We start from the raw sequence: 19,425 nt of genomic DNA, 5'->3' as shown, positions 1-19,425 counted from the left end.
TATAATCGTTAAAGTTATTGTAAAACCTATTAAATGTGGCTTTTAAAGGAGTGATTTAATCATTTATTGTAAAAATTAACATAACTATGCCAAGTGTTAATAAAAAATAATATTATTAAATCTACTTATTCTTGAAACGCCTAGGATTTAAGTATATTGGCATGCTTTTTTACTAATTAAAAAAACTGAAGATTTTAAAATGGCTGACGGTGAAAAATTGATTCCCATTAATATTGAAGAGGAAATGAAATCTGCCTACATTGATTACTCAATGTCGGTCATTGTGTCACGAGCCCTGCCAGATGTCAGGGATGGGTTAAAACCTGTACACAGAAGAGTTCTTTTTGGAATGCATGAATTAGGAGTTAGAAGTAATAGCTCACATAAAAAATCTGCGCGTATTGTTGGTGAAGTTTTAGGTAAGTACCACCCGCATGGTGATACTTCTGTTTATGATGCCATGGTTCGTATGGCTCAGGAATGGAGCTTACGTTATATGCTTGTAGATGGTCAAGGTAACTTTGGATCTATAGATGGCGATAGCCCTGCGGCAATGCGTTATACGGAGGCCCGTATGCGAAAGATTGCGGATGATATGCTTATTGATATTGAAAAAGAAACTGTTGATTATCAATTGAACTTTGACGATTCTTTGAAAGAACCAACAGTGCTCCCTACACGGGTTCCTAGTTTGTTGGTAAATGGTGCATCTGGTATTGCTGTAGGTATGGCGACCAATATGCCGCCACACAACTTATCTGAGGTTATTGATGGGACGGTTGCTTATATAGACAATAATGATATTGAAATTGATGAGCTTATAACACATATTAAGGCACCAGATTTTCCAACAGGAGGTGTTATATATGGTTATGATGGCGTAAAGGAAGCTTTTCATACTGGTAGGGGCCGTGTGAAAATGCGTGCCAAAGCTACTTTTGAAGAAGTTCAAGGTAGAGAATGTATTATAGTTACCGAGATTCCGTATCAGGTCAATAAGGCAGATATGATCAAGAAGACTGCTGATCTTGTAAATGATAAGAAAATAGAAGGTATCTCTAATATTAGAGACGAATCTGACCGTAACGGTATGCGTATCGTTTACATCTTAAAGAGAGATGCAATTCCTAATATTGTTTTGAATATGCTGTTTAAGTATACGGCACTACAAACTTCTTTCAGTGTAAATAACATCGCCTTGGTGAATGGTAGGCCGCAGTTATTGAATGTGAAGGAAATGATTCATTATTTTGTTGAGCATAGGCATGAAGTTGTAGTTAGGCGTACGCAGTTTGAATTAAGGAAGGCTGAAGATCGCGCTCACATATTAGAAGGGTTGATCATAGCTTCTGATAATATAGATGAGGTAATTGCAATAATTAGGGCTTCTAACAATGCTGACGAGGCAAGGGCAAATTTGATCGAGCGCTTTAAGCTAAGTGAGATTCAGGCTAAGGCAATTGTAGAAATGAGGCTGCGTCAACTTACGGGTCTGGAGCAAGACAAGCTTAGAACCGAGTATGATGAAATAATGCTTCTAATTGCTGACTTGAAAGATATTCTTGATAAGAAAGAGCGTAGAATGGACATCATCAAAGATGAACTTCTTGAGATTAAAGATAAGTATGGTGATGAGAGAAGATCTGTAATTAATGTTGCGGGTGGTGATTTGAGCATGGAAGATATGATACCAGATGAGCAAGTGGTCATTACCATTTCTCATGCAGGTTATATTAAAAGGACTCCGCTTTCAGAATATAAAACGCAACATAGAGGAGGGGTGGGTCAAAAAGCTTCTTCTACAAGAAATGAAGATTTCTTAGAACATTTGTTCGTAGGTACCAATCATCAATATATGTTGTTCTTCACTCAAAAAGGAAAATGTTTCTGGATGCGCGTATTCGAAATTCCGGAAGGAAGTAGAACATCTAAAGGTAGAGCAATACAGAATCTTATTAATATAGAGCAAGATGATAGTGTAAAAGCATTCATTTGTACGCAAGATTTAAAAGATGAAGAGTATATTAATGCACACTTTGTAATTATGGCTACTAAAAAGGGTGTTGTTAAGAAAACATCTTTAGAGCAGTATTCAAGACCGCGTCAAAATGGAATAAATGCCATTACCGTTCGTGATGGAGATGAGCTTTTAGAAGCTAAGTTGACTACAGGTTCAAGTGAAATTTTCTTGGGTCTTAAATCTGGTAAGGCAATACGTTTTGAAGAAAGTAAAACACGGCCAATGGGTAGAAATGCTTCTGGTGTGCGTGGTATTACTTTGGCGAATGACGATGATGAGGTAATAGGAATGGTTTCGGTACATAATTTTGAAGATGAAATATTAGTTGTTTCTGAAAAGGGGTATGGAAAGCGTTCCAGTATAGAGGATTATAGAGTTACCAATAGAGGAGGTAAAGGAGTAAAGACTATAAGTGTAACCGATAAAACGGGCGGTCTTGTAGCTATTAAAAACGTTACTGATTCTGATGATTTAATGATTATCAATAAGTCTGGAATAGCAATTCGTATGAGCGTAGAGGATTTACGTGTTATGGGTAGAGCAACACAAGGTGTACGACTGATCAATATAAAAGGTAATGACTCTATTGCTGCCGTTGCTAAAGTAATGAAAGATGAAGATGATCTGGAAGAAGCGGAGATACTTGATATTGAGGTGGATGTTGAAGATGGCACGAAGATTGATAATTCTGACTCTGAAGAAAACACAGAGACTGACGACTCTGAGGCTGATAGTTAATATCGTTAAATAATAAACACTAATAATTAATATATTAAAAATGAAAAATAGATTGTTACTTGTGGCGGCACTGGCGTTTACGATGGTCGGTTTTGCTCAAAAAAATGAAATAAAAGCTGCAGAAAAAGCATTGAAATCAGGTGATTCAGCTGCTGCACAAACAGCTCTTGAAGCTGCATCTGGTACTATAGGTGCTGCAGATGAGAAGCTCCAGGCGCAATATTATTTTACTAGAGGTAAAATTTATAGTGATTTGGCCAAAAAAGGAAATAATGATGCATTTGAAAAATCTGTAACTTCTTTTAAGAAGGTTATTGAGTTGGAAGAAGCTTCTGGTAAGAAAAAGTTTACTTCTGAAACAAACCAGTATATGACGGCATTAACAGCTGATCTTGTAAACTCTGCAGTTAGTGACAATAGTAACAGTAAATTTAAGGAGGCTGCTGAAAAGTTGTATATGAGTTATACGCTTAGTCCTAAAGATACATCTTATTTGTATTATGCTGCCGGTAGTGCTGTAAATGGAGGGCATTATGAAATGGCTTTAGAATATTACAATAAGCTGCAAGAGGTAGGTTATGATGGTAGCGGGGTTGTTTATAAAGCTACTAATGCTGCTTCTGGCGAAGTAGAGGAGATGGATAAGGTGCAACGTGATCTTATGGTAAAATCTGGTACATATTCAAACCCAGTGGATGAAAAAACACCATCTAAAAAAGCTGAGATCGTTAAAAATACAGCGTTAATATATACGCAATTAGGTTTAGATGAAAAAGCGTTAGAAGCTTATCAAGCGGCAAGAAAGAACGATCCAGAAGATGTAAATCTAATTTTGAACGAAGCCAATTTGTACTTTAATCAAGGTAATAAGGATAAGTTTAAGGAATTGATGGCAGAAGCAATTGCTTTGGCCCCAGATAATCCTGATCTTCATTATAATGTTGGTGTAATTAGTATGGAGCAAAATAATTATGAAGATGCACGTGCCTCTTATAAAAAGGCTATAGAACTTAATCCTGAGTATACTAATGCATATTTAAATCTTTCAACAACATATGTTAATGAGGGTAATGCATTAATTGATGAAATGAATTCTTTGGGTAATTCTAGAGCTGATATAGCAAAATATGATGAGCTTAAAGAGGAGAAAGATGCTTTGTTCAAGCAAGGTGCAGATGTATTGGAAGATGCGTTGAAAAATAATCCGGAAAACGAAAATATTATGACCCAGCTTAAAAATATTTACGGAGCAATGGGTGATACTGAAAACTTCACGAAAATGAAGAAGTTATTGGGGGAGTAATTAAACACTCTAGATAAAATTAAAGGCCCTGATCAGGGCCTTTTTTTATACAATCTTTTTAATGACCCTTAATTGATGGGTGTATGTTCTGAGGTCATTATTGAAAATGCCTGTATGGTCTAATCGGTCAATTCTGACTTTTCCATGAACATGAATAACATAGTTGTTTTCCATAATGATGCCAACATGATCAATTTCTCCGTTGGTATCATCAAAAAAAGCTAAATCTCCAGCTTCACTTTCTTCTACAAAACTTAATGCTTCGCCTTGGGTAGATTGTCCCGCTGCCGTTCTTAAAAGTTGATATCCATTTATTTTATAAACCATTTGGGTAAATCCTGCGCTGTCAATACCAAAAGGGGATTTACCTCCTTTTAATTCTGGTGAATTTAAATAAAGCAATGAAGTTTTAATTAGGTTCTCCTTTGGTTGACCGGCATTAAGAACAGTTCCTTCAAAATTAACTGACAATGATGGTGTGTCAGGTATACATGAGCCAATCAATATTGGAATTACTATTTTATTTAAATCTTGGGCAAAAGATATTAATTCTGAAACATATTTAGGGTTGGAATTAGCTTCTAAAATAACAAACTCATCCTCAGGTATAAAAATCAATTGACTGTTCATAATCCAGCCTTCGCACTTGTCGAAAATGGTTTTTATGCGAGACCATTTTTTTCGACTTTCCAAAATCTTATAATGTTCACCGAACAGCAGTTGGGTAATCATTTCAGATGCCTCGGCGGGTGTACTTCTGACGGGGATAATACTTAATTGACAAATACCGTATTGCATATAATTATTTTAAGCGTTTATGCCCTTTCAATAATTATAGCAGAAGCGCCGCCACCGCCATTACAAATAGCTGCTGCCCCTAATTTAGCGTTATTTTGGTCTAGTATGTTCAGTAAAGTTATTAGAATACGAGCGCCAGAACATCCTAAGGGGTGTCCTAAGGAAACTGCGCCTCCGTTAACATTGACATTCTTGTCATCTAAGCCCAAGATTTTCATATTGGCAAGACCTACTACAGAAAAAGCTTCGTTAAATTCAAAGAAGTCGATCTCTTCTAATTTTAAATTAGCTTTAGCTAAAGCTTTTGGTAGTGCTTTGGCTGGTGCAGTAGTAAACCATTCAGGTTCTTGAGCAGCATCGGCATAACTCTTTATAACGGCCAATGGTTTTAAGTTTAGCTCTTCTGCCTTTTCCCTACTCATTAAAACCAATGCCGCGGCACCATCATTAATGGTAGATGCATTGGCAGCGGTAACGGTTCCTTCTTTTGAAAAGGCAGGTCTTAAATTAGGAATCTTATCAATAAAAACATTGCTGTATTCTTCATCTTTAATAACCATTTTAGGTTCTCCACGTCTTTGTGGTACTGCAACTGGTATTACTTCATTATCAAATTTTCCGTTTTCCCATGCATCAGAAGATCTTTTGTACGACTGAATAGCGTAAGCATCTTGGTCTTCTCTGCTGTATTCGTATTTAGTAGCACATGCATCGGCACAAACACCCATCGCATTTTGGTCGTAAGCATCTACCAACCCGTCTTTTTGCATACCGTCAACTAGGGTAGAAGGACCAAATTTTGTACCATTTCTCATGTGTACATAATGAGGGATAAGGCTCATATTTTCCATTCCTCCTGCAACGACAACATCGGCATTGCCTAAGGTAATTGCTTGTGCGGCTTGCATTACTGATTTCATACCTGAGGCACAAACTTTATTGACCGTAGTACAGGGGACAGTATTTGGTATGCCGGCATATATAGCTGCTTGTCTAGCAGGTGCTTGGCCTGTACCTGCCTGTACCACATTTCCCATGATAACCTCATCTACCAATGTAGGTGAAAGATTGATTTTCTTTAATGCGCCTTCAATAGCAATTGCGCCTAATTTTGGAGCTGGAACTGTTGACAATCCACCCATAAAACTTCCTATTGGAGTTCTAACAGCTGATACGATAACGACTTCTTTCATGTTATGAATTATTTGATCATACGAAATTACTAAATTCTAGGGCAACCTAAGGGATATCGTTTCAATTACTAGTTATCAGTTTATTATTTTCTATTTTTGAAGTACCTAATACAATTTTCTTTTGGATAATCTTTACAAACAGCAATCGCTCATTTTTAAATATATACTCTATTTTATAGCGGTTGCTTTCATCGTGTTTTTCTTACCTAAGGGAGGGAAGTTTAAGTATGAGTTTCAAAAAGGGAAACCTTGGCAATTTGAGAACCTATATGCTCCTTTTGATTTTTCCATTAAAAAAACCGATGTGGAAATAGCCAAGGAAAAACAAGTTATAGAAAGCAATCAATTGCCGTATTACAGGTATGATCAGGCTGTAGTGGCAAGGGTTACAGAAGAATTTGAGCAGAAATTTGAAGATAAGTGGAGTGGAACGGCACTTGGGGAAAATTTAAAAACACGATTAAAACAAATTTCAAAAGTAGTCTTAGACTCGGTATATACTGAGGGGATTTTACAAAACAATGGCAAACAATTTCAGCGTAATTTTATTTTTTTGGTTAAGGACCATGAAGCAAGAAAGGTTAGGGTTTCAGGTTTTTATAGAGTAAATGAGGTCAACAGCCTGGTGAGTAAAATTCTTTCGGAAAATAACTTATCTGCCTTTGAGAAAGAAACCCAAGCTTTGTTTTTTGATATTATTGCTCCTAATGTAAGTTTTGATAATAGTCTAACCCAAAAAGCCAGGGCAGAAGCATTATCGAAATTATCGTATACAAGAGGAACAGTAGATCAAGGAAGATTGATCATTGCTAAAGGAGAAGTCGTGGAGGCTGAAAACCTTAAGATTTTAGAGTCGCTAAAATCTGAATACGAATCAGAATTATGGACTGCAAACAACTATTATTATATACTGATCGGTTATACCGTACTAGTTGCATTAGTGCTTATTATGCTGTTCTTGTTTTTGAAAAAATATAGAAGAACGGTTTATGACAATAATGTAAAGGTCACCTTTATATTTTTCAATATTTTATTAATGGTATTTATTACTACTATGGTAATAAAATACAATGACCAGTTGGTATTTGTTGTGCCTTTATGTATACTTCCGTTGATTTTAAAAACATTTTTTGATGCAAGATTAGGGTTGTTTGTGCATGTACTGACCATACTGATTTTAGGTTTTGTAGTCCCTAATAGTTTTGAGTATATATTTCTACAGATCATTACGGGTATTGTTACAATTTTGACTGTATCTGAACTATACAAAAGGGCAAACCTTTTTGTCAGTGTTGGTCAAATAACGCTTATTTATATAATAGGGTATTTAGCTTTTCATACCATACATGAAGGAGATTTAAGTGATATTGAGTGGTATACATTGGGACTTTTTCTATTAAATGGTATGATAACCCTTTTTGTGCAGCCATTAATATATATCTACGAAAAAGTTTTCGGGCTGGTGTCAGATGTGTCGTTATTAGAGTTGTCAGATACCAATTCTAAGCTTTTAAAGGAATTGTCTAATAAGGCTCCGGGAACTTTTCATCATTCATTACAAGTCGCTAATTTGGCTGAAGCGGCCGCAAATGAAATTGGAGCAAATGCCATGTTGGTTAGGGTAGGGGCATTGTATCATGATATAGGTAAGATGAACGATCCCACCTACTTTACGGAAAATCAGGTAACCAATGTAAATCCGCATGATGAGCTTAGTCCAAAAGACAGTGCGCGTATTATTATTGATCATGTAATAAAAGGGATAGAAATAGCTAGAAAGAACAACATACCTGATCGCGTTATAGATTTTATACGTTCTCATCATGGTACTACTTTGGTATTTTATTTCTATAAAAAACAGAAAGAAATGGAAGAAAATGTAAACGTAGAAGATTTTAGGTATCCTGGTCCGTTGCCATTTTCTAGGGAAACAGCCATATTAATGATGGCAGATTCCGTAGAGGCGGCATCAAAGAGTTTAAAAAATCCTACTTTTTTGATAATTGATGAGTTTGTTGATAAAATAATATCAGGTCAAATGAAGGCAAATCAATTTTTGAATGCAGACATTACGTTTAAAGAAATTGAAACAATCAAGAAAATATTCAAACAAAAGCTCATAAATATTTATCATTTACGGGTGGAATATCCTGAGTAACAGTGGTGTACTTTTTTTATCAAAAAAAACATTAAAAATAGTTGTGTAGAATCGGTAATACTTACTACATTTGCATCCGTTATTGAGAACAACGGTTCTTTGAAGAATTACTGGAGAGGTGCCTGAGTGGCCGAAAGGAGCGGTTTGCTAAATCGTCGTAGGTGGAAACATTTACCCAGGGTTCGAATCCCTGTCTCTCCGCAACAATATGTTGAGAGACATATATTTTGATAACCAATTCGGGGTGTAGCGTAGCCCGGTTATCGCGCCGCGTTTGGGACGCGGAGGTCGCAGGTTCGAATCCTGCCACCCCGACAAATTATAGTATCAATCTATAACAAAAACCTGTTAATCGTATGATTATCAGGTTTTTTCGTTTTTAGGGATATCAAAACAAATCATTTAATCCCAATAAAAATGTCAACAAATCGGTCAACAAATTTAAAACTGTAAAAGTGTTGACCTATTTGTTAAAACGCCAAATGCGTTGACTAAATAAATGTATCTTTATAAGTGATTTGACTTTCGTCTGATAACAAAATAAATGTTAACTAAAAGACGAAATCATGAAGACATCTTCAACATTCAGTATTCTCTTATGGGCAGATTTTTCCAGAGTTAAGGACAATCAGGCATCACTTTATGCTAGAATCACGGTAAATGGCAAACGGGCGGTCATCAGTTTAAAACGAAAAGTTTTAATCTCGGATTGGGACGTCCATAAAAACCGAGCTAAAGGGACTAGCCAAAAATCGAGAATACTTAACAGCTATTTGGACGAAACCTATAACCATCTTTTTAATTCTTATCGGGATTTGATGGCCGGTAACAAGTTAATTACCGCGCAGGCTATAAAAGCTCGATACTTAGGAAAGGATGAAAACAATCATTCTATTTTGGACATTATCGCCTATCATAATGAGGATATGAAGGGTAAATTGAAAAGGGGTACCCAAAAGAACTATTATACTACCCAAAGCTGCAAAAAACGGATATAGTATACCACCTGCGGCGGATTAAAGTGAACCACCCAGAGCGGGTGAAAGTGAGCATAGCACGGCGGATGAAAGTGAACCACTAAAAATCGATTCTATTTGAAGGTTAAGTCAATAGTCTTTTTTTGTTAAAAAGATAATGGCCAACACACAAATAGAAATGCGTAAAGTAAAACGAATATTCAAGTTATATAGTGCTGGTGTAAGTAAGCGCCAGATAAGTAAACAGCTTGGACTCTCCAGAAATACGGTAACCAAGTATATCGCCTTCTTTAAGCGTTACGAGCTTACCGTTTATACCGTTTATGAAGTGTCAGAAATGACTTTAGAAGAGCTTCATAAGCTGTTCAAATCAGACCAAAAGCCAAAGAGTCATCAGTTGTTGACTTTAGAAAAGTACTTTCCATACTTTGATAAAGAGCTTCGCAAGACAGGTGTAACCAAGCAGTTGTTATGGCAAGAATACTACACCAAGCACCCTGAAGGCTTTAAACTATCTCAGTTCAGATATTGGTATCGCGAGTGGTGCAAAGACGTATCACCAGTAATGCACTTTACACATAAAGCTGGCGATAAACTCTTCATTGATTATACAGGAAAGAAGCTTCATATTGTAGATAAACATACCGGAGAAATACAAAACTTAGAAGTGTTTGTATGCGTACTGGGCAGCAGTCAGTATACCTATGTGGAGGCTCGTGAGAGCCAAAAGAAAGAAGATTTTATTTCCTGTGTAGAAAATGCCCTATGGTATTATGGCGGTGTTCCCGAGGCCTTAGTGCCGGATAATCTTAGAGCTGCAGTTACTAAAAGTAGTCGCTATGAGCCTAAGGTAAACGAGACCTTTGCAGACTTCGCAGAACATTATGAAACGGCCGTACTACCAACAAGAGCTTACAAACCAAGAGATAAGGCTATTGTTGAGAATGCGGTGCGAATTATTTATACAAGGGTATTTGCTCCGCTTAGAAATCAAACCTTTCATACTCAGAAAGACATCAACAAAGCTATTCTAGAACTTTTAGATGTACATAACAAAATGTCTTTTAGAGGTAGAGAGTATTCAAGATATTCCCTGTTCAAGGAAATAGAAAGTATTGAACTCAAACCATTACCCGTAAAGCGTTATGAAATCAAGTCATATGCAAAAGCTACCGTCCACAAGAACAGTCATATCTATTTAAGCAAAGACAAGCATTATTACAGCGTACCCTATCAGCACATAGGCAAACACGTTAAGGTCATATTCTCCAATAGTTTGGTAGAGGTATTTCATAAAGAAGAACGACTTACCGTGCATACTCGCCAGAGAAAGAAATACGGTTACACTACTTTAAAAGAGCACATGCCTTCACATCATCAGTTTGTAAGTGAATGGAATTCTGAGAAGTTCATAGCATGGGCAAGTATTATTGGCTCTCATTGTAGAGCATATATAATGGTAATCTTGGATAAAAAACAACACCCCGAGCAGTCTTATAAATCTTGCCTTGGTATACTACACCTAGCTAAGAAAGCAGGAAATGAACGATTGAACAATGCCTGTAAAAGGGCTTTGGGCTATCAAGCTTACAATTATAATATGGTCAATAGAATCTTACAAAAAGGTTGGGACAAACTAGATGAAAACCCTGAAGAAAATATTGAAATACCTAACCACGACAATATCAGGGGAGGTCATTATTATAAATAGGAATCAATAAATAAAAACTAAATATATGAATACGCAAACATTGGAACAGATGAAACAATTAAGGCTTCACGGTATGATTAGAGCCTTTAACACCAGCTTATCCTCAGATAGCATTGGCTACACAAATGATGAGCTGATAGCTTACCTAATGCAATCTGAGTGGGATGATAGGCAGAACCGAAAGATAGAACGATTAACCAAAGCCGCTAGATTTAGGTACAGCGCCGTGATGGAAAATATTGATTATGATAATACTAGAAACCTTGACAAAAATCAAGTGCAACGTTTTGCAAGTTGTGATTTTATTAAGGGTAAAGAAAACATCTTGATTACAGGAAGTACAGGTGCAGGTAAAAGCTATATTGCATCCGCAATAGGACATCAGGCCTGTTCGCAAGGTTTTAAAGTAATGTACTTTAATGCTAGTAAACTCTTTACCATGCTCAAAACATCAAAGGCAGATGGCTCTTATGTAAAGCAAATAAACAGGTTAGAAAGACAAGACTTATTAATACTAGATGACTTTGGGCTAAAAGCTTTAGACACACTAAACAGACATTCTTTTATGGAAATTATTGAAGATAGACATGGTAAAAGGTCAACTATCATTGCATCTCAATTACCCGTAGAGGCCTGGCATGAAATTATAGGAGAACAAACTATAGCAGATGCCATTTTAGATAGATTGGTGCATTCTGCTCATCGAATTAACATCAAAGGAGAATCAATGCGTAAAAAACTAAGAAATAAACACTAATTTTAAACTTCTATAGAATCGATTTTGAGCAACTGATTTGCTATGCTCACTTTCATCCGCCCGAGGTGGCTCACTTTGACCGCCCTATCCAAAAAACATTAAAAAACCTTTTATCATATACTTTTAGTATTAAAATATTAATTTGATATCAAATTAATATTCGCTTCTATCAAAGTATCATAAAACTCAGGGCTAAAAGCAAAAACCTCTAATGAATATCGTTCATTTCTATCAGGGCCATCATCCATATTAACTACTTGTTCATTTTCGTCAAAAGGCTCCGATTCTCCTATTAGTACAAAACCATTTAATTTGGGATTCCAATCAATATGACAATACCCCCAACCAGCATTGGTAGTTAAGAACTTAGTTGTGAATTTTTGTCCCAATACTGTATTTGAAATGGCGATTGTAGCTTCTTCCCGATCATCACTAAAATTACTGGCTACCGCAATCCTCCCTTTAAAAGGTCCTTCAGGGACAGCAACGGCCCCTTGGTGACATCTTCTAGCTTTATGATTTTTTCGAGTTTGACCTATAAAAGTTGGGTTTCCTTTGAGGTCAAATAGCATTTCGTTCTTATAGCCGATCTTGCTTTGTCGCCTTGAGACAACATAAATAGTTCGATCCTCAAGTAGAGCCCAAGAAATTTCGTTCAGTTCTCCCATAAACTCAGGGTAGTTTAGAACATCGTAGAATATATCCCATGATTTTCCACCGTCCAAAGTAATCAGAAATTTAACCGGGTCAACATAAAAAGGAACAATGTAAGCATCTTCTTTTTTACCTTTCCATTCCATATCAGGAATAAAAAGCGCATTTGTGGATGGGGATTGGTTGGGGGCAATAGTATCTATCTTTGAAGTAAGAAGTTTGGTTATTTCATTAATAGATACTGGATGGGACCACGTTTTACCCTGATCAGTACTGGTAGTTTTGTAAACGCCCATATATTTATTTGCTTGGGGGTGAGAACTATGGCCACCTGAAAAATAGCAATGAATCTCATCTCCCCATTGAACCATAGAGGTATAAGCAGCCACTCCATTAATATCTTGCATTAGGATTTGTTCGTCTATCCATGTTTTGCCACCGTCAATACTTCTTGTCATTACAAGGGTAAGGCCAGGAGGGGCATCATTAACACCTTTAATTTGAAAATGATATGATGCTATTAAAATCCCATTGTCTAGAGCGAGCATTCGTGGTTCTTTGGTCTCGTAGGCGCCAAATTTAGTACCCTCGTAACGAGGGTCTCCTTTAGAAATGTCATTAGGTAAAAAGCGCATTCCAGTATAAACCAGGGTGTCATTAATGATTTTTCCAGTTATATGTTCTTTTCCAGTGTACTTTTTATCTAGTTTGTTAATATCACCTCCTGCCACCTGGCTATGAGAAAAATGCACAAAGACTGTATCCAAGATTACAGCTACAGTTTTATCATTTTTATTCTTTGCTGTCACCTTTATTATATTTGGACCATACCAATCAGCGACAAAAATATTTTTGTTGGAAGTGGAGAATTTATTTAAATTATCCAAGCCCAGCAAGTGTGACTCACCTTGGGCTTCAATCAGTTCGAATTTATAATCAAGGTCAGCTTGAGACCCATGAGTCTGAATTTTCATTTTTACTTGGAATTTTTGAATAACCATATCGTCCGGAACAATATGATCGGGATGCGTTTTAAAATACTTATCAGGTTTTATTATTTTTTTATCCAATGATAAGGAAATTGCATTCGGATCTTCAATCCATTCCAAATTGAATTTTACTAATTGTATTTTAGCTCGATCTCCATTAAAATCGTATTCCGCCAACATACCAATTGTACCATCAGGTAAAATGGCTAAGGAAGAATAGTCAAATTTTCCTTTGTACAATGCCTTTTGAACAGGCCATGTGTCTCCATCATCATAACTCAAAGCAATTTCGGCTTTTCCTCTTTTATTGCCATCCAACCTGCCTGTAACGCCTACATAGATCAATACTCCGGGAATGTTGCCATTTTTAAATCGATATCGCAATAAGGGTGACATACTGCCAGTATCGATTAATTCTGGATGTGCTAATAATCTACTCCATGTTTTTCCTCCATTATAACTCTTGGATATCAGCCGATGACCTTTATCTCTAATGGAAGCCATGACCACTCCATCTTCCAGCTCTACCATTTGAATTTCATTCCCCCCAGATTTTCCATTAACGGAGGCTGGCATGGATTTCCCGTGTTTCCAGCTATTTCCATTATCATCGGAATACAGAGCGTAGTTGTTGGAAGTTTTCTTTCCATTTCTTAAACATGTCTCGGACATCGGGATGATAATTCGGTCTTTGAACTTCCCATGCTCTAGTCTAATACCCACACCAGGGCCACTTATAGCGTGCAGGCTATGCTTGTTGGATTTTGCAATATGGGTTATTTCCTCTGGATCGGACCAGTTTAACCCTTCATCTTGGCTTTTGACCATAAAAATCTTTTCTATATCATTCCCTTCCAATCCCGGTTCCACTTGCTTAACTCCATGGGATCTATCACTGCTATGTCTTTTCTCGGGAAAATAAATATAGGTTAAAATAATTGTTCCATTTTGCGATTGTACCAACACAGGATTCATCACCACATTGTCACCTTCCGAAACGATAACTTTGGGTGTAGACCATGAATTTCCACTATCCGTACTTCGTTTGAGAACAATGTCGTTTTTTGCATGATCGTGGTTCATGTCTTCACGACCTTCCATAATTGCAAGAGTAGTCCCCTTTTTGGTAACCAGGAGAGACGGGATGCGATAATTGTGATATCCCATTTTATCGGTCTGTGGGTCAAACAAAGTGCTGACTTTGAAAAGTAGGGATTGTTTAGATGCTAAGCCTTGTTGTCCCCAAAGTGAACCATAACCTATACAGAGTAAGAGAATTAGTCCGCATAAAATATCTTTCTTCATTATATCAATTGTTTTAGTTATTAAGTCATATTACTACGTTTACGATATATGGCGTGATGATGGCTGTCAATAACCCGTTTATACACATGGCCAATCCACCATAGGCCCCCGGTAGTTTTCCTTCTTCCAATGCTCTTGCGGTACCGATACCATGGGCGGCGGTTCCTAAGGCGGCGCCTATTGCGTTTTTGTTCTTTATTCCTAAACAGCGTAAAATTACAGGGCCAAATGCATTTCCAAAGATTCCTACTGCTATCACTATACCGGCAGTTATGTAGGGTACACCGCCAATCATTTTTGCGATTTCCAATGCAATTGGGGTGGTGACAGATTTTGGAGCGATAGATCTTATAATTGGTTCAGAAGCACCTAAAGTGATAGCTATGGTACTAACAGAAATAATACTCATTACCCCTCCAATAACAACGGCGGATAAAAAAGGCATTATATTTTCTCTTATTTGCTCAAATTTTTCATAAAAGAGAACCCCTAGGGCTACGACCGTAGGTCCTAATAAAAATCCTAGATATTGCCCACCAATGTTATAGGCTTCAAAATCAATTTCAAAAATGACTAAAAAGCAAATTATGGATACCACAGAAAGCAAGACCGGATTAAAGAGTACAAACTTCCATTTACGACCGATTATCTGTGACAATTGAAATGCCGATAGTGTAATAAAAATTCCAAAAAGGGGTTGTTGATAGATCTCACTCACCCTTTCCAAATTTTTGTAATATGATACCAGTTATGTATAGTGTCAGAATAGTGCTTGCAACTGTGCTGACAACAATTGCAAGCCAATGAATCTTTAGAATGTCATAAAAGGTCATTAGGCCTACCCCATAAGGCACGAAAAATAAAACCATATACTTTATAAACTGATCAGAGGCGGGTTTTACATCATTCAATTTTATCAACTTTAATTTTAAGGCTATGAATATTGCTACCATTCCCACAATGTTGCCTGCAATAGGAAGATTACATAGGTACACTAGAATTTCCCCGAGTGCTAGGAATGAAAATATATATAAAATTCCCTTAAACATTTTTATTTTTTTTGTGCATCATAGTTGGAGTTCGACCTTATGGTTATAGTATAGAGCTGTATATTAATCTAGTGGATGATTATCATAATTGTTTTAAATTTCCAACAATGCCGATCATAGTTTCTATATCTTTAATATAGTATAATGATGTCAACCTATATGTTTTTAATGTTATACATAAGGCAATTTTACATTAATTTTATGGATTTTCCTAAAAATTTAAGAGGCAGGTTGCTAAAATTTAAAATAAATGCAATTAACAAGGTCATGATATTAATGAGTTTCATTTTTGGTCTTAGTAACATTAATATAAAACACCTGTACAGATTCTTTTTAGTACAGCTATTGAAATTATAAACTTTATAGGTCTTTTTATGAGTATGTATATGGTTTAGCATATAAATAATCGGAATATCCCATTTATGGTGTTGTTTTATATAAGTGTTGAGGCTTCAGTAGATTTAACACTAAAAAAGTTCTTAAAATTTGGTTAAAAAGTATTTTATGTTTAATATTGGATTATGTAATACATAACATCAAACTAAAATGAAACGAAAAAACAAATTTTTAAATGGGGTACTCACTTTAGCGGCTATTTTGCTGTTCTCGGGGGTTCATGGGCAAGAAAAGATAATTACGGGGACTATCACGGATGATTCTAATCAACCTCTTCCAGGAGCCAACGTTTTGGTGAAGAATACTGCCAATGGTGTGCAAAGTGATTTTGATGGTAATTTTTCCATCAGTGCAACATCGGCAGATGTTTTGGTCTTCAGTTATATCGGTTTTTCCAAAAAAGAAATTACGGTAGGGAGCCAATCCGTTATCAACATTATCCTTAAGGAAGATGCGTCCCAATTGGATGAGGTAGTGGTAGTGGGCTATGGATCTCAATCAAGGGAAACACTAACTTCGTCTATATCGAAATTAGACACGAAAGTCTTGGAGAACGTACCGTTTGCTAATGCAACACAAGCTTTGCAAGGGTCCATTGCGGGAATTAGGGCTCAACAAACCTCTGGGCAACCAGGTGCGGGAACACGAATAATTATTCGTGGTGGTACCTCTATCAATAACCCTGATGGTGCAGGGCCTTTGTACATTATCGATGGTATAATTAGGGATAATATGGACGACCTTAACTCGGCTGATATAGCGTCGGTACAGGTGTTGAAAGATGCAGCTGCAGCATCTATTTATGGCTCACGGGCTTCTAACGGGGTTATCATCGTAACTACCAAAACAGGGAAGGGAAAGCCTAAAATAAGTTATAATGTGACAACGGGCATGTCGCAAATTGGTAAGACATACGATTTGGTTTCAGCTCGAGACTATATTTATTATGGTAGATTGGGTATTGCGGCCACGGGGGAAAAACATCCTGAACGTCTTTCCAGGTTAGACTTGCCTGTAGGTGCAGGGATTGGAAACGATTTAACGAACAATACTAGTTTTACAACACAATATCTACAGCCTGGGGTTAATGACCATAAATTAAATGAAGGATGGGAAAGTATGCCAGATCCTCTAGATTCTAATAAAACTATTATATTTAAAGGAACAGATTGGCAGGATAAATTATTCAAAACTGGATTGACCACCAACCATCACCTTTCGTTTTCTGGGAGCACCGAGGATGCCGAATATGATGTAAGTGTAGGGTATCTTAAAAGTGAAGGAGTGGCACTAAAGACTGATTATGAGCGATATACTGCAAAAATGTATGGAGGATTCAATATAAGGGATAACTTTAAGGTATGGGGTCGTGTTAACTACAGTACCGCAAACAATAATCAAGTCTTTAGTTCTAATCAGATTTTTCAACGTTCGTTAGGTTTGCCTCCAACTGCAAAATTTGCTTTTGAGGATGGTACGTTAGCTCCAGGTCAAAATAGGGGTATAGGTAATCCGGTATATCACTTAGGTAGATTTGATAAGGAGCGCCGAGACTATAGATTGTCACTTTCTATCGGTTTGGATTATCAAATTTTTTCGGATTTGACATTCTCCCCGTTCTTTTCCTATTCTCAGGAGCAAGATTTGGATAATGCATTCCAGAAATCATATTTTAATACGGCAACGTCATTTAATGACTCAAGAAATGCAAGTGCCGATTTTGAGCAGGATATAACCACGCAGATAGAAGGTGTTTTTACCTATGCTAAAATTATGAAAGACGAACATGCCTTAAATGCTAAAGCAGGTTTTTCTAGGGTAAGCAGGGAGGCATACATTTTAGGCGCCGATGGTAGGGGGGCATCTTCAGATTTGATTCCCACATTGAACGCATCTGCGGAACCTACAAACGTTACTAGTTCTTTTTCCTCTAGGAATATAATTGGTTTTTTCGGGCGGGTTAATTATGACTATAAGAGGAAATACCTCCTAACGGCAAGTATCAGACATGATGGAGCATCTAATTTAGGAGCCGATTTTAAATGGGGAACCTTCCCAGGTGTTTCTGCTGGATGGAACGTTCATAAGGAAGGTTTCTGGGGCGAAAGCACCTCCACCTTTAGTTCGCTGAAATTTAGAGCTAGTTACGGGGTGACAGGTAATATAGGGGAACTTGAAGATTATAAATACCAAGGAGTTTATGGGGTCGGAAACAAGTATAATAGAAAAGCAGCGGTACTTAATAGCTCTCTTTCAAATGATGCACTTCAGTGGGAACAAACTGAAGCTATTGGTGCAGGTTTCGACTTAGGTCTTTTTAATAATAGAGTGACCTTGTTGTTTGATTATTACAATCGGGACACTCATAATTTGATTACCAGTTTTACCTTGCCTAAAGTGACAGGATTTTCAAGTATCCTGACCAATTTGGGCGACTTAAACAATGAAGGAGTGGAATTGGAGCTAAATGCCCGTATAATTGAAAATGATAATTTTGGGTGGGTCTCCGCGCTTAATCTATCACATAATAAAAATACTATATCCAAATTACCTGAAAACGGCAATGACAATAATAGGATAGGTGGTTATGAGGTGGCTGACCCAGTAAATGGGGGTACAAGATGGGTTGCTGGATTACAAGAAGGTCAGACAATGGGGGATCTTTATACCTATGAAGTTTTGGGCGTATATGCAACCACGGCGGAAGCTGAGGCCGGACCCATAGATGAGTTGGTAGCTGGATCGGATAAACGTAAGCAAGGTGGTGACATTATCTTTAGGGATGTGAACAATGATGGAGTTATCAATACCTTGGATAGGGTATATGTTGGTAATGAATTTCCGGACTGGACCGGTGGGTTTACCAATACGTTCAATTACAAGAATCTTAGTTTGACAGTGCGTACTGATTTCTCCATAGGCCATACTATTGTCAATCAAATGCACGGAGTGTATTTAGGGCAATGGCAAGGTGATATAGGTATAACCAAGGAAGTATTAAGGTCTTGGGAAAATGAAGGAGATGTTACCGATATTCCACGATACTACTGGGCGGATCAACTGGCACAAAATAATAACTTTAGGACTGGAGGAGGTCAAAACATAGCAATGAATTCAGATTTCTATGAAAAAGGTGATTATTTGGCATTAAGAGAAATTACATTGAGCTACAATCTTCCATTAACACCTGGAGTTGCAAAACTGGGTATATCCAATCTTAGATTATATGCTACGGGAAGTAATTTGGGTTACATCACCAATTATAGGGGATTATTACCTGAGGACGGAGGAATTGATAATGGTAGATATCCAAATCCACAAACCTTTTTATTAGGATTAAATGTATCATTATAATGATGAACAGAAAAAATAAAAAC

The 19,425-nt window shown here is 36.9% G+C and carries 12 protein-coding genes and 2 tRNA genes; 9 read left to right on the top strand and 5 right to left on the bottom strand.

Annotated features, from left to right (window positions below; translation table 11 throughout):
• The first annotated feature begins 199 nt into the window (after positions 1-199).
• Positions 200-2,758 carry a DNA gyrase subunit A gene (gyrA, locus tag BW936_RS13695; protein WP_076549011.1) on the top strand — a complete coding sequence of 853 codons (2,559 nt, stop codon included), beginning with the start codon at positions 200-202 and terminating at the stop codon, positions 2,756-2,758.
• Positions 2,759-2,798: 40 nt separating this feature from the next.
• Entirely contained in the window at positions 2,799-4,061 is a 1,263-nt protein-coding gene (locus tag BW936_RS13690) for a tetratricopeptide repeat protein (RefSeq protein ID WP_076549008.1), read from the top strand.
• Between the two features lie 45 nt (positions 4,062-4,106).
• Here the strand turns inward: BW936_RS13690 and BW936_RS13685 are convergent, their stop codons facing one another.
• Together BW936_RS13685 and BW936_RS13680 are read right to left on the bottom strand one after the other, a co-directional pair.
• On the bottom strand, positions 4,107-4,859 hold the full coding sequence (locus BW936_RS13685; RefSeq protein WP_076549005.1) for a C40 family peptidase: 753 nt from the start codon (positions 4,857-4,859) through the stop codon (positions 4,107-4,109).
• 17 nt (positions 4,860-4,876) lie between these two features.
• A complete protein-coding gene (locus BW936_RS13680) occupies positions 4,877-6,052 on the bottom strand; it encodes an acetyl-CoA C-acyltransferase (protein WP_076549002.1) in 1,176 nt (391 codons plus the stop codon).
• Positions 6,053-6,173: 121 nt separating this feature from the next.
• On the opposite strand from BW936_RS13680, the gene BW936_RS13675 reads away from it, so the two are divergent.
• From BW936_RS13675 to istB, 6 genes are all read left to right on the top strand, one after another.
• Entirely contained in the window at positions 6,174-8,210 is a 2,037-nt protein-coding gene (locus BW936_RS13675; RefSeq protein ID WP_076548999.1) for an HD family phosphohydrolase, read from the top strand.
• Between the two features lie 112 nt (positions 8,211-8,322).
• A tRNA-Ser gene (locus BW936_RS13670) sits at positions 8,323-8,411 on the top strand.
• A gap of 39 nt (positions 8,412-8,450) precedes the next feature.
• A tRNA-Pro gene (locus tag BW936_RS13665) sits at positions 8,451-8,525 on the top strand.
• Between the two features lie 251 nt (positions 8,526-8,776).
• Entirely contained in the window at positions 8,777-9,208 is a 432-nt protein-coding gene (locus BW936_RS13660; RefSeq protein WP_076548997.1) for an Arm DNA-binding domain-containing protein, read from the top strand.
• A gap of 136 nt (positions 9,209-9,344) precedes the next feature.
• The gene (istA, locus tag BW936_RS13655; RefSeq protein ID WP_076548995.1) at positions 9,345-10,898 is read left to right on the top strand and encodes an IS21 family transposase; all 1,554 of its coding nucleotides are present in this window, start codon (positions 9,345-9,347) and stop codon (positions 10,896-10,898) included.
• A 25-nt stretch (positions 10,899-10,923) separates the two neighbouring features.
• Complete coding sequence (istB, locus tag BW936_RS13650; RefSeq protein WP_076548993.1) at positions 10,924-11,655, top strand: IS21-like element helper ATPase IstB; 732 nt, start codon at positions 10,924-10,926, stop codon at positions 11,653-11,655.
• 137 nt (positions 11,656-11,792) lie between these two features.
• Here istB and BW936_RS13645 read toward each other — a convergent pair whose 3' ends face one another.
• The 3 genes from BW936_RS13645 to BW936_RS13635 are packed head-to-tail and all read right to left on the bottom strand — an operon-like array spanning position 11,793 to position 15,652.
• Positions 11,793-14,603 carry a sialidase family protein gene (locus BW936_RS13645; protein WP_076548991.1) on the bottom strand — a complete coding sequence of 937 codons (2,811 nt, stop codon included), beginning with the start codon at positions 14,601-14,603 and terminating at the stop codon, positions 11,793-11,795.
• Between the two features lie 25 nt (positions 14,604-14,628).
• Positions 14,629-15,321: an LrgB family protein gene (locus tag BW936_RS13640; RefSeq protein ID WP_076548989.1), complete on the bottom strand. Its 693-nt coding sequence runs from the start codon at positions 15,319-15,321 to the stop codon at positions 14,629-14,631.
• Positions 15,314-15,652 carry a CidA/LrgA family protein gene (locus tag BW936_RS13635; RefSeq protein ID WP_076548987.1) on the bottom strand — a complete coding sequence of 113 codons (339 nt, stop codon included), beginning with the start codon at positions 15,650-15,652 and terminating at the stop codon, positions 15,314-15,316. Before BW936_RS13635 ends, BW936_RS13640 begins: the two co-directional genes overlap by 8 nt.
• 546 nt (positions 15,653-16,198) lie before the next feature.
• Here BW936_RS13635 and BW936_RS13630 point away from each other — a divergent pair.
• Positions 16,199-19,402: a SusC/RagA family TonB-linked outer membrane protein gene (locus tag BW936_RS13630; RefSeq protein WP_076548985.1), complete on the top strand. Its 3,204-nt coding sequence runs from the start codon at positions 16,199-16,201 to the stop codon at positions 19,400-19,402.
• The last annotated feature ends 23 nt before the right edge of the window (positions 19,403-19,425 follow it).

This window comes from Maribacter ulvicola (assembly GCF_900155985.1).
Taxonomy (GTDB): domain Bacteria; phylum Bacteroidota; class Bacteroidia; order Flavobacteriales; family Flavobacteriaceae; genus Maribacter; species Maribacter ulvicola.
The sequence above is the reverse complement of the archived record's forward strand: the minus strand, read 5'-3'. Positions and strand labels throughout refer to the sequence as shown.